The following is a 15,875-nucleotide window of genomic DNA, read 5'->3' as shown; positions in this document are numbered from 1 at the left end:
CTGTATCAGGCGGCCTGGGGGCCATCGGAGGAGAAATCGTCTGTGCCCTGGGCGGGCAGGTAAAGTGCGTCAGGGAACGGCATATCGCGGATGCGTTTTGCGGCCGGCGGCCTAACATCGCGGGGATAAACCAGCCCCAGAGATTCAAGCTCAAGCTGCAGTCCGGCCACCGCTTCATCGGTCATCAGCGGAGGGAGCGGGAGCCCCAGTCGGGCGGCCATCTTCTCCGCGCGCGCTTGCGCAACAATGCCTGCGCCTTCAACGTAAACTTTGGCCGTATCGGCGGTCTGGAGCCCGTACCACAGCGTGCGGTCGCAGCCTTTGAGCCAGCGGAACCGTGCCGGTGCCAGACGCAGGTCACGTCCGTACAGGCCGGCAAGTGCTGAGCGCACCGTGCCGTGCGTGGCCAGCCATTCACTGACGCCCGGGCTCGCCAGTACGCGCCCGACCTGCCTCTCAGCAACGCGCCAGTCAGGCGTACTGCCAAACACCGGGGCACGTAATACCCGGCGTGTCATGCATGAACGGTTCAGGTCATCAAGCAGGGTGGTAGCTGCGTTTCGGTCACCGGTGAACACCTGCAGACCGAAGACAGCAAGCAGCGCGCGTTCATGGGGCTGCCACTGGTCAGGCGCTGTCATGGCCGGTCCGGTCTGTGCGTCAAACAGGGCCCGTGCTGCTTCGCGGTCAAGCACACGGCGTTTAACAAGCCCGTGCTCTTCCGCAAATTCTTCAGGTTTCTGTGCCCAGGCATTTTCCGGTGTGGTGTCGCTCATCAGGCCGTCAGCCGAATGATTGGCCAGCACCGGGATAACGGTCGGTGCAAAGGTGGCCATCACGCGGGGTAAAGAGTGAATGTCAATCGCCCGGCGGCTGCGAAAGCCCAGTGCCGGGTGACGCGCCAGCGCCCAGCTGGTAACAGCCAGCAGCGGAGTCAGCGGCACGAAAAGAATACCTGCGGATGTGTTCATCACGTCGCGCCATTCGCTCAGTCCCACTGACTCGGCACCGTTGCCGGTGGCAGCCAGCAGATTGATGCGTTCGGCTGCATAACGGTGAATTAGCGGAAAGTCAGCGATGCGCCACAGCCAGTAAAGAAACCAGCAGCTCCAGCGCACGAAATCACTGAAGAACAGCCAGCACAGCAGCGCCGTCAGGCAAAGGGTGGCCATCGCCACGGCCGGCTCATTATTGCCGGCGGCGTTAGGATTATGGGTATGCATGGGGATATTCCGGAAAAGGAGCGGACGCGAACGGCCCGCCTGACTACAGATATAAAAACACCGGCGCGTGGCCGGTGTCAGAGGAAAAGCATTGGGGATGTCAGGACTGCATCACACGACCTGTGGAACCACCACATCGTGCTCAAACTCAACAAAGCGGCTCTGACGACCGACATACTCCGGCCATGGTTCCTGCGGGAACGGCTCTGAATAACTGTTATGACTCATAGCACCCAGCGTGTCGAAGAGGGGAGTCGCCACAGTGGGATGCGCATATATGCTCAACACCGGCACGTCAGGCATACGGGTATAGAGACGCAGTGCGCTGCCTTCAAGCTCGCGATTTGCCCAGTCGCTATTGGTAAGGCCAACCACGTCAACCACACCCTTTTTCACCATATGGATATACAGGATGGTACCTCGCTGAATATCAATGCCGAGGTATTTGCCACGACCGGCATCGAACACCTGATGCTGCTTTTGAGGGCTGAAGCGCTCTGCGCTACTCAGCATTGCTACCATTTTTTTCAGTTTGCTAAGCCGTGATACCTTTCCATATCGACGAAACCCCAATGGAACAATCAGGGCTATCCATACCAATATGAAAAAACTAGCCATGGTAGGATCATCATGGCCGCCTGGTTGATTGCCGGAATAAATTATCAGACTAGCTGCCGCGAAGAATAACAAGCACGGTAGTGCCAAAAAATAATACAGGAACCTTGTAACGGTCCAGAAATTATCAATCTTTGAATCATGACGTTGCACAGTTTTCATGGCATCCTCCTGCGGAATTCCCTCTGATTAAATTATACCCTTACCTGTAGATAAAGCCAGGTATATTACTTAACTCCGTCTTCACCAGGAGTACCATTATTCGGTACATTTTTCAGACCCGGCATCCTTCGGGAACCGCCGCCAGCTGCTGCAAACATCCCTTTGACGTCATCCACCAGACCTCCCATGATACCGGCCATACCTGCGCCCCCCAGGAACGTGATGACATAATCCGCCAGTGTTGCCTGCAGGCCAAAAACACGCGTCACACCAAAAGTCGCTATACGGGCATAAATCAGCAACCATCCAATCATTTTTACCAGACCAATTATCGAGTCTGCATTGGCATTGGCCAGCGCCGGACCGAACAACATATTCAGCAACGTTCCGCCTGCCATCACGGCAACAGACGCAAAGAAGAAGCCCAGCACCATCAGTGAAGGGCGCAGCATCATGTCAATCAGGAAGATGTAGCCATAGGCACTGCGACTCCCCTTATCCTCCTCAGCCCCAAGGTGGGTAGCCGACCACATCGGCCCCGCCGCACAACCTACCATGACGCTCACTATCCAGTTAAACACCCCCACCATCCAGTACAGGAATGGTACAGCTGGCAGAAATACCGCCAGCGAGAACCCCACAGCGAAAAGCAAAAGCATCATGAAGTAGAACGGCGGTGCGAGCTCGTTCAGGACGTCCTTAACAACGGCACCGGGATTAATAAACAGCAGACCACCGATTTTACCCAGCACTGAATTATCTGCCGTAGATGCCGCCGCCAGTGTGAGTGTATAGGCAGCAAGAGCAGTTTCAGTGGCACCGAGAGTGTAATCTCCGATTGTCTGCATCTTAATTAGAGGGTTAACCTGGTGTGAAAAGTCGGCCTCAGTACCAAATTCATTTGTGGCTATCAAAGTAGTAATTTTCTGCATAGGACTTCGGTAAAAGCTAATTAATACTGAATTCGAATCAGTAGCATTTAGCGCAGCTCCATCATCCTTGGCCGTCTGCGAGCCCAGCGGGGGGGTGTAGGTGCTGTTTTGTAACTGTGACCGGTAGGCGGTAAAAACCTGATGATACAAATCACCGGTGCCGGTTTCGCCATGCAGACTTGAGCCTGATGTGATCGGCGCTGCGTTGGCCACTTCACTCGTTTTACTGTTGGCCGTCGCAAAGGTGTTGTACCAGGCGCCCAGTGAAATCCAGCCGTAGGTCTTGAGCTGTGCAGTTAGCTGACTCTGCAGCGAGTCTTTGTAGTTGAGCTGGTTCAGCGCGTTGTTCACCGTGGTTTCATACGCGGCCGCCGCGTTCTGAATAATCGTCTCGGCGTCAGCCATGGTTCCGGTATCCTGGTCGCGGCGGCTCATATATGCATCCACGTACGCCTGCGCCGCTGCATCAAGTGTTGACTGCATGGTATCCAGCGCTCCCCGGGATGCTGTCGTGACGCTGGCAGTATTAACCGGCGAGCCAAAGAGGCTGTCCATCACGCCCTTTGACGGTTCAGAGATCCGGGCGCTGCCGCACAACGCACTGCCGTTACCGGTGGTGTAGTCACCATTGCCACCCTTCGTTTCCATCAGACTCGTACGCGCCTGACCGTCCTGGTACAGAGAGGACAGCTCATGGTTGGTGGCGTACTTACACAGGTTCATCTCAAACACCGCCCGCGCCGCAGAGCGCGTGGAGGGCGCCGTGGGTTGCACGACAAGGGACATGCCGCTGCTTATCATGTCTGCAGCTTTGTCGGTCAGCAGGTTAGCACTGCCGATCCCCATGGTGGAGGCCGCCCACAGCATCACCAGCTGCGACAGCGACCAGCCCGAGGCGGTCGGAATTAATGTGATAAAACCGGCAAAGCTCATAACCGGATGCAGCATCGAGCGCCCTGCGCTGAAGACCTTGCCATCCTGGCCGCCTTTGTACAGGGTTTTCAGCGTCACGATAAGGAACCACGCCAGCGCCACCGCACACAGCACGCCGTTCAGCAGCGCAAACAGTGAACCGATAAGCGTTTGCTGGCCAGGCTGAAAAGGCGAAATTACCACATCGCCGAAAATCATCACCAGAGCCTGTCGTGACAGGTCACCCGTTTTCTGTGCGGCATCGCTGATGGTCTGGTAATCAACGCCGTCGGCAAACGCCGGGCAGGACGCGGCGCACAGCAGAGCCGCCGCCTGAATTTTTGTCAGTAGCTTCATGAATTACCTGCGGGTCAGGAGCTGACCAGATGGAATAAGTGAGGGCCGCAGTGCGGCGGTATTAAGGCGTTTTCAGCGACCGCCGGGCAGCGAGGCGGCATCGCGCAGGATGAGGGCGAGCTGATGTCTCAGCATATGGCTGCCAGCGGAAAGCCAGCTGAACGCAACGATCATCACGACAGCAACCAGCGCCAGCGCAAAGGCGGCGGCGAGGAGCAGAAAATAAATCAGCATCCCCCACTCCACCGGTGTCATGTTCCCCGACTGTGCGTGGTCCCGAAGGGTAATGATGTGTGGCCACAATGCGTGAATAAATAATACGGCCACGCCCACCCGGGCGATGACGCTCAGTGCTTTATCGGTCATTCAGGGAATTCCTCAGTGGGCCGGCAGTCAGCCGGCAAAGTGATCTACAACAGAATGAGGGTGGAGGCAGGGTGCGGCGACAGAGTAGTTAATGGTTCAGCGGCTGGCGACAGTGGTCCCGGGACGCTTCATAAGAGGCGCGTTACTTCACGTACTGCCAGACATGCTTCGGCACGCGGTCAAACAACCGGCCGGCGGCAAGCTCCGCCTTGCGGTGGTCCCACGCCTGCGTCATGGCAGGCTCGTCAGCGGGATCGACGGTATAACTCAGGAGTTCGTAAACCTTTTCAAGGGTTTCAGGCTTATGGCAACGGCGGAACTTAAGCAGCCATTCATTTCGGGTCATGGTGGTCTCTCCATTCAGTGCGTGGCGCGAATGCGTGTTCGTGGCGCCGAAAAATAATGTGCGTGGCTAAAGTCAGGTTCATTCAGCGTTATCCTCCGCCTGGCGCAGGGCGCTGACAAACCGGTGAACCGCCGCCGGCTCAAACAGCAGCTGCCCTTCAGACCTGACGGGGACGGGCAGCGTGATGCCGCCCAGGCGCTTACGACGGCTGACTGCCTGCCAGAGAGCCAGTGGCGCAATGCCCGCCTTTTTCGCAAACGCGTCGAGCGGCATCAGTGGTTCATCTGAAGGGACTGCGGCTGAATCAGGGAGCCGGGCATGCCAGCGTTCCGCAAAACTGATCGCTTCAGCCTGGTCAAACATAAGGGTCGCCCCACGTATCTGCCGGCTGGGGGGGAGCTGTATGCCGTCAAACATGCCGCCCGTCCGGGCAGCATGCAGCAGTTCGCCCGGCCGTACCCTGAGCAGGCTGGCAAAAACATCAAGTCGGATATACATAACAAACGTCTCTCAGTTCTTATATTCAGTGAGCGTCATGCCGCTCACCGGATAAAAATGTACAGTTGCGATACTCCAAACATCAGTGCGGTAAAACATACGGGGACGAGGATCAGGACAAAAAGGCACCGCGTGAACAGCAATTCAACCCGGCGAATGACATCTGTCCGGGGAGCCTCAAAGACCATGGACAGCATTGCAATGGCGGATTCAACCGGACCAGTATCATCCGGGCCCGCGCCCGCAGCCCGCAAACTGTGGCGGACTTTACGCAACTGGTGTCGCGCATCCGAGCAGAGCGCTGCAGCTGTCCGCCGCTGTCCTGCACGGCTTGCCCGTCGGGCGCTGTGCAGCAGATGCATAATGGTTTCTCGCCGTTCACCCAGGGCAGCATCATCCATCAGGGTGCAGAGGCGGATAAGCTGCAGCTCGCATTCTTCATCCTTCATTATAATGTGTCCCCTCAGAACAGGCCGCCGCTCAGTACCTGCCGGCACCAGCGAGTCTCCTGCAAAAATGCCTGAAAACTGCCTTCCTCTGACGCCGACACCCGTTTTTCCTGCAGCTGCCACAGGCGGTATGCCGAGGCCAGCGCCTGCACAAAGCCGGTCGCAGCCAGAAGCGCCAGCACCAACAGTACGCAGCCCACGCGCAACCAGCCGGTGCCACTCACGCTGCCGCCGGCGGCGAGAAGCATCAGCAGAAAACCTGCTGCCGGCAGACCGGTGAGCCACATCAGCCCCCACCAGAACCAGCGGCTGATACGGTAATTACGCGCAAGGCGTTCCGGTGACAGACCGCTGTCTGCCACCGCGTGTGACCAGTCAGCTGGCCGGTAATCACCCGCCCCCCGCCCGGCCGTAACGTCCCGGATACGCTGCCAGAGGCGGGACACGTTTCGCCCGGCATGACGCGTCACGCTCGACACTTCCCACGCCGGGATGAACACGTTCAGTGCAATCCAGCCCACGCGCTTCGGGGTGATTTTTGATTTACGGGCCCCGGATGACGGATCCTGCGACTCAGGTGTTGTCATGCTGCGTCCCCTTTTGCGGTCAGAGTGGGTTCAAGAAGTGTGAACGTTACGTAGTGCAGCGCGCCGATGGTGCACAGCGCGTTCATCAGAAAGGCATAAACGGACGTTAACGCCGGCGTTTCCATGCAGCGAATATCCGGCGTCAGAAAGATAATCTGTCCCGGGCGCTGCCGGAGCGTGCTGAGATTCAGTCCGGCGCAGCCCGCGAAGCTCTCCGCCACATGCGGATGATGGTAAATGGCCATGCGGTCACGGATGGCCTGTACCGACTCGCCCGCCCCGTTTTGGGTGAGCAGTGAACGGGCCGTCTGCAGCGCAGGATGATAGGGGTATTTCCGGCTCCAGCGCGCAAGCGCCGTCCAGAGATCGTCCGCCCACAGCTGCCCGGCCAGCCCGCCGAGCCCGGATGACTGTCCGGAAAAATGGCCAGAGTCATCGGCAAACGCGAGTACGCAGGCCATCAGCTGACGGGTCAGTTCACTGTGTTCGCCGGCGGGAAAGAGCGCCGCGGCAATCGACGTGCAGCCCTCGGGGGCGCTGACACCTTTTAGCGCGTCCAGCACGTTCCAGACGTCGCCCTCCTGCGTCTGCCCGGGCGCCAGGCGCCACGCCTGCCACAGCGTTTTCCAGCGCGGCGCGTGCCAGAAGGCCTCCCACATCGCGCCGCAGGGATCCAACACCAGAACCGGGCCGGCGCCCGCGTCCAGTAGGGAGAAAAGCGCGCCGGCATCCGGCGCAAAGGTACCGCTCATTGTCATTGTTATCTCCGTTACGGTTACTGTGCGCTCACGCCCGCGCTCAGCTGAGAGGAAAGCGCCTGCAGCTGAGGCGCGTATTCCGCCTTCGCCGCCAGTGCCAGCTGCTGGCCGGCAATAATATTTGCCTGACGCAGCTCGTTTTTAATGCCGTATGCCAGCCAGTTTGCCAGGCTCTGCTGGCGCGCCATCTCGCGCGTCAGATTGTCACCGTCCATGCCCTGCAGATCGGTAACCCACGCCGTATTCGCGTAGCGGCGGCCGACCTCGAATGACTCCAGCTCACGTTCGCTCATTGTGCCGGTGGACTTCGCCTGTGAAGATGCGGTCTGCTGTAAGTAGCTTTCCGCCGACGGTGACTGGCGGGCCTCTGTGATGACGTCCCGGGTCGCCTCCAGCGGCTGGCTGGCCGCGACCATATCCAGCTGTGGCTGCATCGCGGCGCTCTGAATCGCCTTGTACTGTGTGAGCAGCCCCTGATATTCCTGCCCGGTGGCCGTCTGAATCTCGCCTTTACCCGGGGTGCGCCCGGCATCAAGCTTCGCGGTGTTATTCACGTAGCCCATGGCGGCGTCCGTCTGCGCCTGTGTGAAGGTCAGTTCCGCATCCTTCCCGGGCTGACCCGCCCCGTCGAACAGCGATCGCACCTCGGTATCGCCGCCCGGGAGCTGTGAGACGCCCGGACACAGGCCGGTGCCACCGTAAAGCTTTGCTTCATCCGCCGTGCAGTAGGCCGCGTGGATAAGCGCGCTGCGGTAGCCTCCCTGCCGCGGTGAGGTGGGCAGGCTCGCCAGCGTTTCACGCACGGCCGCACTCGACACGCCACTGCCACCGGCAAGCTTTGACGCCGCCGCGCGTGTTGCCTGACTCACCTGGCTGGCCGATCCCGAGGCCGACTCGCTGCAGATGCTGTCCGGCACCGTGTAGGCTGCCCGGGCCTTCTCCAGCCGGTCGGTCTGGCGGTTGAAATTATCCGCCTCGCGCTGGGTGCGTGCTGCCTCGGTGATGGCCGTGGTGGTTTTATCCGAGGACTGCACCACCGCCGTACCGGTTTCCTGCTCGGCCGACAGGATTTCAGCGAGCGTGGCCTGCATGGTCTGCAGCGACGGCATCACCTGCGTGGTGATCGGGATGCTGCTGAGCACCTCGGCCGGGTAAGCCATCGCTTTCGGCGCCAGTGCCGCCAGCATGCAGACGGCAAGCAGCCGGCGCCCCGTAAGGTGCCTTTTGAGACGGTTGTTCATGTGATAACTCCAGAAAGTCAGAGGTCGTAGCCCTGTTGAGAGATGAGTTCATCCGCCAGCGCCCGGATGACGTTGTCACCGCGATCCTCACCCGCGGTGCGCCGGCGATGCTCAATAACCTTTTCCGCCGTGCCGCCCGGGAAGAACCGCCCGAGGATGCGGCGGGCCGTTGCGGCGCCGACGTCTTTTTCAAGCATTCGTCGCAGCGACATATCCACCGGCGTGGTGCTGTGCCCCCATAGTTCCTGCGGTCCCACCGTGTTCTTCATGATGTGAGCAATGGTGCTTCCACCCTTGATGCGGAAGATACCCAGGAACGGCACGCCGCTCCCGTCAGCCGACGGTCCGCTGCCCATGCGGGCGAACTGGTCGAGCGTGGTGTCAGGAACCTTGAACCGCTCCTTCAGCAGCGCACGGTCCTCCGGATCGACGCCGACCATGTACACCGAGTTGGCAGACTGGCGGAGCGCCTCGGGCATGTCGCGGAAATACTGCGAGGAGAGCACCGTGCGCACGCCAAACTTGCGCTGCTCACGGTCGGCGGTTTCCAGCATCGGGAAGATAAAGGGCGCGCCCTTGGCGTTGTGTAACTCGTCGTACTGTTTCGTTTTGACTTCCTGGTCGAGCTGCTCCACGCGGGCACGGTGCATTGCGTGCCAGCGGGGGTGCAGGCCAACGAAAAGTTCGTCCTGATACTGCGGCAGCACGAAGTCACCGCCCGATATATGGCCACCGAACAGGAACATGATGCCGGTCTGCAGATACCCCGCCTTTGACTTGTCGCCGGCCACATACTGCAGGTCAACCGTGATGACCCGCGCCTTCGGGCTTATCATAAAGCGCGTCCGCCCGGCGAACATACGGTACTGGCCGCAGGCGTCGCGCAGGCAGCGGGCAAGGTACTGGATCAGCGCTTCGTTACTGCCGTCACGCTGAATGTCGCCGAAGATGCTGACAAACTCTTCGCTGAGCAGGCGCGGGGACATATCGGCGAGTTCCGGTACCGCCTGAAACTGCGCCCGCTGCGCTGCGTCCGTCTGGCCGGCATCCTGCAGAAGGTCCCTGACCTCATACCACGTGGCGTTATCCCGAAACTCCGGGTGCGCCGCCCAGATGCCCGCCGCCTCCAGCGCGGCGTCAACGTCGGTCACCAGCCCGTGTTGATAGCGCCGCGGATCCTCACGGTTGATTTTGAATGACTCGCTCACCAGACGACGAAGAATAACCGGCGTGTCACGGCCGTTAGGCGGCTCACCGGTGCCAGGGTCAATGCACAGTGCCGTCAGCGAGTTCTCAATAAACCCCGCCTCGTAGCCCAGCGGCATCGTCCTGCCCAGCTGAATATCGAACAGGTTGCGGCACGACGCCTGATCGTTGCGCAGAATGATGCTCAGCACCTCATCCTGACGCTCCGGTGGCAGCGCCGCCCGCAGTATCGATACCATGCCCTGCGAGCTGAAGCCTTTGTCTATCCCCGCAAAAAAGGGCAGGAACTGCTGTGCGCTGGCCGCCTGAATGATGGGCTGGCGGTTAATAAACACCGACTTACCGCCGCCGGACTCGCCGGCGACGATATTGGTCAGTTTGGTCTGCTTCGGCGTGGCCAGTCCCACCGGCATGAGCTTACCGTCGGGCGTGACGTAAAGGGCGTTGCCATCCTCATTCCAGGCCGATGCCGGTCGCGTCAGCGGCATCAGGTTCAGCGCCTCGGAGAGCGGAGGATACATCAGGCAGGGACCGCCTGCCGCCGATGAGGCGGTCAGCGTGGCCACCCACGCACGCACCGGATCGCCAAAGGTATCCGTGACGCCACACACTCCCCAGGAGTTCAGCGCCTGCTTCAGCAGAGTAAGGTTACGCGTGACGTCCTCGGGCGAAGCGCCCCAGGTGGCGGCGGTAATGGTCATCACGGTCACCGGTTCGTGCTGCTCGCGCGCGGCCAGCAGCGAGATCGACCGGAAGATGGGTTTCAGGCCCGGGACCCATTCGGCCACGCTCAGCACGCCCTGCTTGCCGGTGAGGCGTTTCATGCCGCCAGGCATCAGGTCATGACGGATGCGAAACGGCACGCTGCGGGGGATGAGCTTGCGCAGGCGCGCAAAGCTCTGCGGCGTCTGCGGCCCGAGATTGACCGCCAGCGTACCGTGCCAGACCCCGTTAATTTTCAGCAGGTTGTTGCGCATTTCCTGCACGCCGGCACTCATTACCTGAAAGTTCAGCCACGGTGCCAGCAGCGCCGTCGCATCGTCTCCCTGACGCACGCCCCGGGGTATCACGCGATCGTCAGGCAGCAGAGGCTGCCAGTTTTCACCGGTGCCCTGCGGGTCGGTCTGGGCGCGCAGTACGCGCCCCATTTCGTGTACGTCAATCCGCCGTAACAGCACCCCCTTCCCGCTGTCGCCGAGCGCTCGTTCAACCTGCGTAAGAAACGCGTCATGGCGTATTTTGAGCCCCGCCAGCTCGGTCAGCAGCGGGTTCTGGCCAAAGGCCGCAGGGGGACTGGCCTTGACCAGATCGCTCAGACGGGCGTTTTCATCACGCAGTTCGTGCCCGGCCAGTACGCCCCGGCCGGTATAACAGACAAGCCAGGTGCGTTCGCGGTTCACCCAGGGCGCGAGCTTCTCCACCTGCTCGTCCAGCAGATAGTTCAGATCCAGCCCGGTGCGCTTCAGTGAGCGGTACTGAGGCGCAAGCATGCGTCTGACTTCTGCAGCACCGCCCTCCGGATCGCACTCATGCACTGTGCTGATTTTATGGCCGCTGTAGCGGTAGTGCGCGTTAAGGGTGGCGGTCATGCGGTCAAGACGTCCCTGCCAGGAGTCATCATGTGAAGCTGGCAGCTCGTCATCCGACTCACGATAGCTGCCTGCAATTTCATACACCGTCAGATAATCACCGTTTTGCGTGACGGCAATAAAGGGCGCGCTCATCTCGGGATGGCGCACGCGGTCATCTTCATTGAGACGCACCACGGTCTGCAGGTCGCAGTAATCAGGCAGGTCACGCGAGACGGCAAAGCGCGTCACGGCAGTGATAACCTCTTCAGTCCAGCGGATGAGGCGGTTTTGCATACAGGTCGCTCCGTGTGTAAGTACTCCAGGCGGGCGTGTGCAACGCGTTATCTGCGGTGCGGCCCAGCGGAAGCAGCAGGGTCAGGTCACTGAAAACATCAGGGGGAAGGATGAGCACGCAGCCTTCAAGCCGCTGCTGCACACGGGCGCGCTTCACCGGTGCAAGCCGGCGCATGGCCGCGGCGAACTCCGGAGCACGGGAGGTGCCCCACATGCTCTCGACCTCACGGGCGTGGCGGGCAAGCCAGTTCCACACTTTCCGCCCTTCTTTACGTACCGCCTTGCTGTCACTTCTGAGGCCCAGCAGGGCGCGGCGCTGCAGGTTGATGATGTCGGCAGCCGGTGCATCAGGCAGCCAGGCAAGATGCCCGTGCGCGGCGGTCTGGCTGTCGAGATTGAAGGTCATCCAGCAGAGCGTGCAGAGTGGCTGCGCCTCCGGTCCCTGCCACTGGCGCTGGGCGTGCGTACCACAACAGCGACAGGCTGGACCAAGATTGACCGGTACCGGACGTGGCGGGACATCCTCACCGCTGATGTCCGGCACGAGCGGCAGCAAGGCATCCGCTGCCGGGCCCGGCGCGAGATAAGCAGTCATGGTTACTTCCTTTTTGAAGAAAAAATAAAAGGGAGAGTCAGGAGAAAGAAGTGATTCAGACGGGCAGAGAAGCCCAGTACGCGCCAGAAATGGCAGCGATAACGCCGCCCCGTGGTGGGGCGGCAAAGCTGATCAGCCCACGCTGACCGGCGTCATGTTCATCTGGGTCTGACCACGCTTGATGATTTCCGGAATGGCAATCAGCACCAGGCTGCCCACAAAGCCCAGGGCAACCATCCACGGCTTGACCTGCGGATTGTTCTTCATAGACTTGAGCGCGAAAACGCTGCCGACCACCCCGGCCACACCCAAAAACTGAGCAATATTCAGCACGCTCTTTGTGCCTGATGTTGCCCCCGTTGAGACCGAATTCAGCATATCCGCAATGTCGCCGTCGGCCATCGCCATCGGCGAGATAAAAGCTAACCAGGCACAAAGGGCACGCAGGGTCAGCTTACGCAGGTCTTCAGACAGCATCAGGGCGCGCGCGAGCGCGGCGCGGTAAAGGCGAGTAAACATGGTTTTTTCCTTAAACAGAATGTGGCCGGATGGCCGGTTAAATGTGTCCTTAAGGACGGAGAGTGCAGGCCCGCAGTCAGTGCAGGCCAAGTGATTTCTGAATGGCATCGAGCAGATAGGGACTGCAGATCATCATGATGCCGATAATAAACTTCACGGTGCCGCTGCTGACGTCATTGCCCGCCGTCAGGCCGGAGTGTCCGTCCTTTTGCGATCGGCGCCACAGCATGACTCCGGATAATGCGAACCACACGCCCGCCATGCGCAGCAGGGTCAGCAGGGCATTGGCGGCGACGGCCCCCTGCCCGAACGTCCCCGTATCGACATAGCTGATGGCGTCAAACGACACCTGCCAGCCCATCTGCTGCCCGGCGGCACTGATAAGCTGGCCAAGCCCGGCCAGACATCCGCACAGCAGCACCATGGCCACCATGCTTCCGCCGCTGGCAGCCTGTCCGGGCGCCTTGCGTGCAAGCCAGGACTGACGGGCGAGATACCCACCTAGCCCCGCCACCGCAAAGAGGATCCCGAGCGTCAGCGCAAGGTTGATACCCGCGCTGAGAAGCCCGGAGGCCAGATTGGACAGCATGGTTATACCGTCGAGCGAACCTCCCATGACGCCTCCTTAACGCAGCACGCCGGCGCTGGTAGTCACGCTGCGCTCCGTGACATTAACGCCGCTCACGGTCACCGCCCCGAGACGGTCGCCGGGCTGTACTGCCCAGGTCTGTCCCTGCCAGCTTACCCACGCCATACCGTCCTGCACGCTTTCGAGGCGCATACCGGAAAGCAGGGTCCGTCTCGCCGTTTTACCGACCGTTTCCCGCGCCGTGGAAGGGAGTGCCTGACGCGCGCCCAGAGCGGCCAGCCGGTCAGCCAGACCTCTGTTCTCAGAGGCGATGCCGTCGAGACTCACCTGCATCGTGGCAAGTGCCGCACTCTGCGCCCGCACCGTGTCGGACAGACGCATGATGGCTTCGCGGTTGGCCGTTTCGAACGCACGCCCTTCGTGAATAAGCTTCACGACGTCCTCCGGCACGCTGCCACTGCCTTCACTGACCGTCAGTCCGGCAGCGGGCACCGTCAGTCCGCCCGTCTGCACAGGCGCCGGTTCGGACACCTGCACCGGCTGAAGCGGCGCAGCCCCTGGCTGTGCAGAGGCAGGAGGCGATCCGGACTGGACGGCACCAAATCCCTGCTCCTGCCCGAACGCCAGCTGCCCGGCATCCGGTGCGGAAGAGGACGGCATGAACAGGTACCAGCCTGCAAATGCAAGGCCCAGCACGCCGCCCGCCAGCCAGGGCAGAGACTGGCCCATCAGCAGAGGCCGGGTCAGCAGGCTTTGTTTTTTGGGTGGCGGAGGGGGAGCCTGCTGCGGAGAGGCGTGGACGCTGTCCGCCGGTATCGGATCAAACTCATTCAGGGTCACGGGGATTTCCTCTCAGTTCGGCGGCGCGGATGCGCGCCTGCGTGTCCGCCCGCAGCTCGGCGGCGGACGGGGTCGGGTTGCTGCTGAACGCAGCCGGCGTCACGGAAGTGCCGGTCAGCGGTGATGCCCCTTGCGGGCTCTCCGCGTCAGTGCTGTACACTCCGCGCATAAACTGAATGGCCACCACTTCGCCGTTTTTCACGGTGACCGTGCGGTCAGGCAGTCGGGCGGCGTCGTTCGTCAGAACCTGTGCGGCCTGACTGGCCGTACCGCCGGCAATCACGCCCGCCACCGCCGTGCCATCTGGCGTGGACGGCCGCGTGGTGACGGTGTTAAAACCGTTGCTCAGCAGCTGCGTGTTGGCCTGCGCGTAAAGCTCGCCCACTCCGCCAATGCCTTTCAAAATGGAAGGCAGGACGATGCGGCGCATATAATGATGCTCAACATCGGTCGCGATGTTGGCCACGAGCGTGTCGTCCTGAAGCGCATAGGCATCCACCTTGTACTCCTGCCCGCGCAGCGCCATCGTAGTGAAGTGAATGATGACGCCATCACCCGAAAGCTTTGCCCCTTCGGGCGCCTTCAGCACCGCGCCAGCGTAGGTGCCGGTAGTGATCCGTCCCAGCACCGGTGTGGTGCCGTTGTCGGAGTTCACGCCGGTATATATTTCACCCGGCCCGCGCCAGTAGGGTGCCACCACTTCCACCGCTGGCTGTGCGTTCTGCGCATCCTGACGACTGCGAAAAGACGCCTGCTGCACTGCGCTGCCCGGCAGCGAGTCGCGCCAGCTGGCCCAACCGCTCTCCTTGCCGCCCAGCAGCTGCGCCGCCGGTAGATCGCCGGTCATTGGCGCGGCCTGCATCTTAGCCAGCAATCCGGCCAGCGCCTTCTGACGCGCCTCGTTCAGGGTTTTTTCCTGCTCGGCGGTACGCCCGTTGCCCTGCTGGCGGGGAGGTACGGGCGGTGGTGTTGTAACAGTCACCTTTGGCGGCGCTTTCGGCGTGATGACGTCCTGCTGTAGCGGGATACTGGCGATAAAGCTGGTGTTAGCCGTCGTCGCGTCCTGTGCGCCGCGCGCGTTATTTTCGCGCAGCAGCTCACGGTAGGCCGGTTGCTCCTGCGCGCCGGTCTGCGTGGTACCGGTGACCCGGTTCAGGTCCATGCGTGACGGGGCGGGCGGCGGAGCGGCATACCAGGTCCAGAGCGCGTAGCCGCCGCCGGCCACCGCCACGACTCCGGCGATAATGAGGCCTATCATCAGGCGGACGTTGTGGCCGCCGGTATTCTGTTGATCGCTCATGATTACTCCAGGGCAATGCTGAGGGCTTCGGTACGCCCGTCAACGGAGAAGGCGACGCGCGGCGTCACCGGCAGCTTCCACAGATGCGTGCCGTCAGCAGACGACAGCGTGGTGTCAAACTCGTCGCGGATATCCGCACGTGAACGGATGTACAAATCATCGCCCTGCTGCCACACAGCCGTATCCGGCACGCTGCCGGTGGTCTTCAGGCGTCTGGCGCCTGAAGGCGGTACGCCGTCCAGAAACGCCTGCAGCACATCATCATGCAGCCCGATGCGCGAAGGAGAAGGCGCGTCGGCCGCCGCACCCGGCCCCCGCTTTGGTACGCGCAGGTCGAGACGCGCGTCCACGACCCAGGTCTTTTTCGCCGTATCCGGCTCGCCGCTCATCACGCTTATCTGCAGCGGCACCGCCAGCCCGTCCAGCCCCACCGTCACCAGCGTGTTTACAAAGTCGCGCTTTGCCGTGATGACCATAAAGGACGCGCCGGGCATCCAGGAAACGGTGATGTCCGC

The 15,875-nt window shown here is 61.2% G+C and carries 17 protein-coding genes; all 17 read right to left on the bottom strand.

What is annotated here, in order from left to right:
* Positions 1 to 5: 5 nt before the first annotated feature.
* On the bottom strand, positions 6 to 1,223 hold the full coding sequence (locus AC0IXH_RS23800; RefSeq protein WP_471721194.1) for a secretion/conjugation apparatus DotM-related subunit: 1,218 nt from the start codon (positions 1,221 to 1,223) through the stop codon (positions 6 to 8).
* A gap of 111 nt (positions 1,224 to 1,334) precedes the next feature.
* Complete coding sequence (gene excA, locus AC0IXH_RS23795) at positions 1,335 to 2,000, bottom strand: plasmid IncI1-type surface exclusion protein ExcA (RefSeq protein ID WP_471721193.1); 666 nt, start codon at positions 1,998 to 2,000, stop codon at positions 1,335 to 1,337.
* Positions 2,001 to 2,065: 65 nt separating this feature from the next.
* On the bottom strand, positions 2,066 to 4,201 hold the full coding sequence (locus AC0IXH_RS23790; protein ID WP_471721192.1) for a DotA/TraY family protein: 2,136 nt from the start codon (positions 4,199 to 4,201) through the stop codon (positions 2,066 to 2,068).
* Positions 4,202 to 4,273: 72 nt separating this feature from the next.
* Positions 4,274 to 4,567, bottom strand: coding sequence for a hypothetical protein (locus tag AC0IXH_RS23785; RefSeq protein WP_471721191.1), 294 nt, complete (start codon positions 4,565 to 4,567; stop codon positions 4,274 to 4,276).
* Between the two features lie 142 nt (positions 4,568 to 4,709).
* A complete protein-coding gene (locus AC0IXH_RS23780; protein ID WP_471721190.1) occupies positions 4,710 to 4,913 on the bottom strand; it encodes an Hha/YmoA family nucleoid-associated regulatory protein in 204 nt (67 codons plus the stop codon).
* A gap of 78 nt (positions 4,914 to 4,991) precedes the next feature.
* The gene (locus AC0IXH_RS23775) at positions 4,992 to 5,276 is read right to left on the bottom strand and encodes a hypothetical protein (protein WP_471721189.1); all 285 of its coding nucleotides are present in this window, start codon (positions 5,274 to 5,276) and stop codon (positions 4,992 to 4,994) included.
* A gap of 179 nt (positions 5,277 to 5,455) precedes the next feature.
* Positions 5,456 to 5,860, bottom strand: coding sequence for a hypothetical protein (locus AC0IXH_RS23770; RefSeq protein ID WP_471721188.1), 405 nt, complete (start codon positions 5,858 to 5,860; stop codon positions 5,456 to 5,458).
* Positions 5,861 to 5,874: 14 nt separating this feature from the next.
* Positions 5,875 to 6,447 carry a conjugal transfer protein TraX gene (gene traX / locus AC0IXH_RS23765; protein ID WP_471721187.1) on the bottom strand — a complete coding sequence of 191 codons (573 nt, stop codon included), beginning with the start codon at positions 6,445 to 6,447 and terminating at the stop codon, positions 5,875 to 5,877.
* Positions 6,444 to 7,199, bottom strand: coding sequence for a prepilin peptidase-dependent protein (locus tag AC0IXH_RS23760; protein ID WP_471721186.1), 756 nt, complete (start codon positions 7,197 to 7,199; stop codon positions 6,444 to 6,446). The genes traX and AC0IXH_RS23760 overlap by 4 nt, the downstream gene beginning before the upstream one ends.
* Before the next feature lie 23 nt (positions 7,200 to 7,222).
* Positions 7,223 to 8,446, bottom strand: coding sequence for a conjugal transfer protein TraW (gene traW / locus AC0IXH_RS23755; RefSeq protein WP_471721185.1), 1,224 nt, complete (start codon positions 8,444 to 8,446; stop codon positions 7,223 to 7,225).
* A 17-nt stretch (positions 8,447 to 8,463) separates the two neighbouring features.
* Positions 8,464 to 11,517, bottom strand: coding sequence for an ATP-binding protein (locus tag AC0IXH_RS23750; protein ID WP_471721184.1), 3,054 nt, complete (start codon positions 11,515 to 11,517; stop codon positions 8,464 to 8,466).
* A complete protein-coding gene (locus tag AC0IXH_RS23745; protein WP_471721183.1) occupies positions 11,489 to 12,112 on the bottom strand; it encodes a conjugal transfer protein in 624 nt (207 codons plus the stop codon). Before AC0IXH_RS23745 ends, AC0IXH_RS23750 begins: the two co-directional genes overlap by 29 nt.
* Positions 12,113 to 12,244: 132 nt before the next feature.
* Complete coding sequence (locus AC0IXH_RS23740) at positions 12,245 to 12,631, bottom strand: DUF6750 family protein (protein WP_471721182.1); 387 nt, start codon at positions 12,629 to 12,631, stop codon at positions 12,245 to 12,247.
* 76 nt (positions 12,632 to 12,707) lie between these two features.
* Positions 12,708 to 13,247, bottom strand: a complete 540-nt coding sequence (gene traQ, locus AC0IXH_RS23735) for a conjugal transfer protein TraQ (protein WP_471721181.1) — start codon at positions 13,245 to 13,247, stop codon at positions 12,708 to 12,710.
* Positions 13,248 to 13,256: 9 nt separating this feature from the next.
* Positions 13,257 to 14,060, bottom strand: a complete 804-nt coding sequence (traP, locus tag AC0IXH_RS23730; RefSeq protein WP_471721180.1) for a conjugal transfer protein TraP — start codon at positions 14,058 to 14,060, stop codon at positions 13,257 to 13,259.
* Entirely contained in the window at positions 14,047 to 15,360 is a 1,314-nt protein-coding gene (gene traO / locus AC0IXH_RS23725) for a conjugal transfer protein TraO (protein WP_471721179.1), read from the bottom strand. The genes traP and traO overlap by 14 nt, the downstream gene beginning before the upstream one ends.
* Before the next feature lie 2 nt (positions 15,361 to 15,362).
* The coding region (locus AC0IXH_RS23720) for a DotH/IcmK family type IV secretion protein (RefSeq protein ID WP_471721178.1) at positions 15,363 to 15,875 on the bottom strand (513 nt) is incomplete at its 5' end.

This window comes from Erwinia sp. AC075 (genome assembly GCF_979253995.1).
This window is presented reverse-complemented; position numbering and strand designations above follow the sequence as displayed.

Bases quoted from the DNA above. Each gene is read 5' to 3' on its own strand.
- AC0IXH_RS23800 (WP_471721194.1), bottom strand. From the start codon at position 1,223: ATGCATACCCATAATCCTAACGCCGCCGGCAATAATGAGCCGGCCGTG.
- excA (WP_471721193.1), bottom strand. From the start codon at position 2,000: ATGAAAACTGTGCAACGTCATGATTCAAAGATTGATAATTTCTGGACC.
- AC0IXH_RS23790 (WP_471721192.1), bottom strand. From the start codon at position 4,201: ATGAAGCTACTGACAAAAATTCAGGCGGCGGCTCTGCTGTGCGCCGCG.
- AC0IXH_RS23785 (WP_471721191.1), bottom strand. From the start codon at position 4,567: ATGACCGATAAAGCACTGAGCGTCATCGCCCGGGTGGGCGTGGCCGTA.
- AC0IXH_RS23780 (WP_471721190.1), bottom strand. From the start codon at position 4,913: ATGACCCGAAATGAATGGCTGCTTAAGTTCCGCCGTTGCCATAAGCCT.
- AC0IXH_RS23775 (WP_471721189.1), bottom strand. From the start codon at position 5,276: ATGTTTGACCAGGCTGAAGCGATCAGTTTTGCGGAACGCTGGCATGCC.
- AC0IXH_RS23770 (WP_471721188.1), bottom strand. From the start codon at position 5,860: ATGAAGGATGAAGAATGCGAGCTGCAGCTTATCCGCCTCTGCACCCTG.
- traX (WP_471721187.1), bottom strand. From the start codon at position 6,447: ATGACAACACCTGAGTCGCAGGATCCGTCATCCGGGGCCCGTAAATCA.
- AC0IXH_RS23760 (WP_471721186.1), bottom strand. From the start codon at position 7,199: ATGAGCGGTACCTTTGCGCCGGATGCCGGCGCGCTTTTCTCCCTACTG.
- traW (WP_471721185.1), bottom strand. From the start codon at position 8,446: ATGAACAACCGTCTCAAAAGGCACCTTACGGGGCGCCGGCTGCTTGCC.
- AC0IXH_RS23750 (WP_471721184.1), bottom strand. From the start codon at position 11,517: ATGCAAAACCGCCTCATCCGCTGGACTGAAGAGGTTATCACTGCCGTG.
- AC0IXH_RS23745 (WP_471721183.1), bottom strand. From the start codon at position 12,112: ATGACTGCTTATCTCGCGCCGGGCCCGGCAGCGGATGCCTTGCTGCCG.
- AC0IXH_RS23740 (WP_471721182.1), bottom strand. From the start codon at position 12,631: ATGTTTACTCGCCTTTACCGCGCCGCGCTCGCGCGCGCCCTGATGCTG.
- traQ (WP_471721181.1), bottom strand. From the start codon at position 13,247: ATGGGAGGTTCGCTCGACGGTATAACCATGCTGTCCAATCTGGCCTCC.
- traO (WP_471721179.1), bottom strand. From the start codon at position 15,360: ATGAGCGATCAACAGAATACCGGCGGCCACAACGTCCGCCTGATGATA.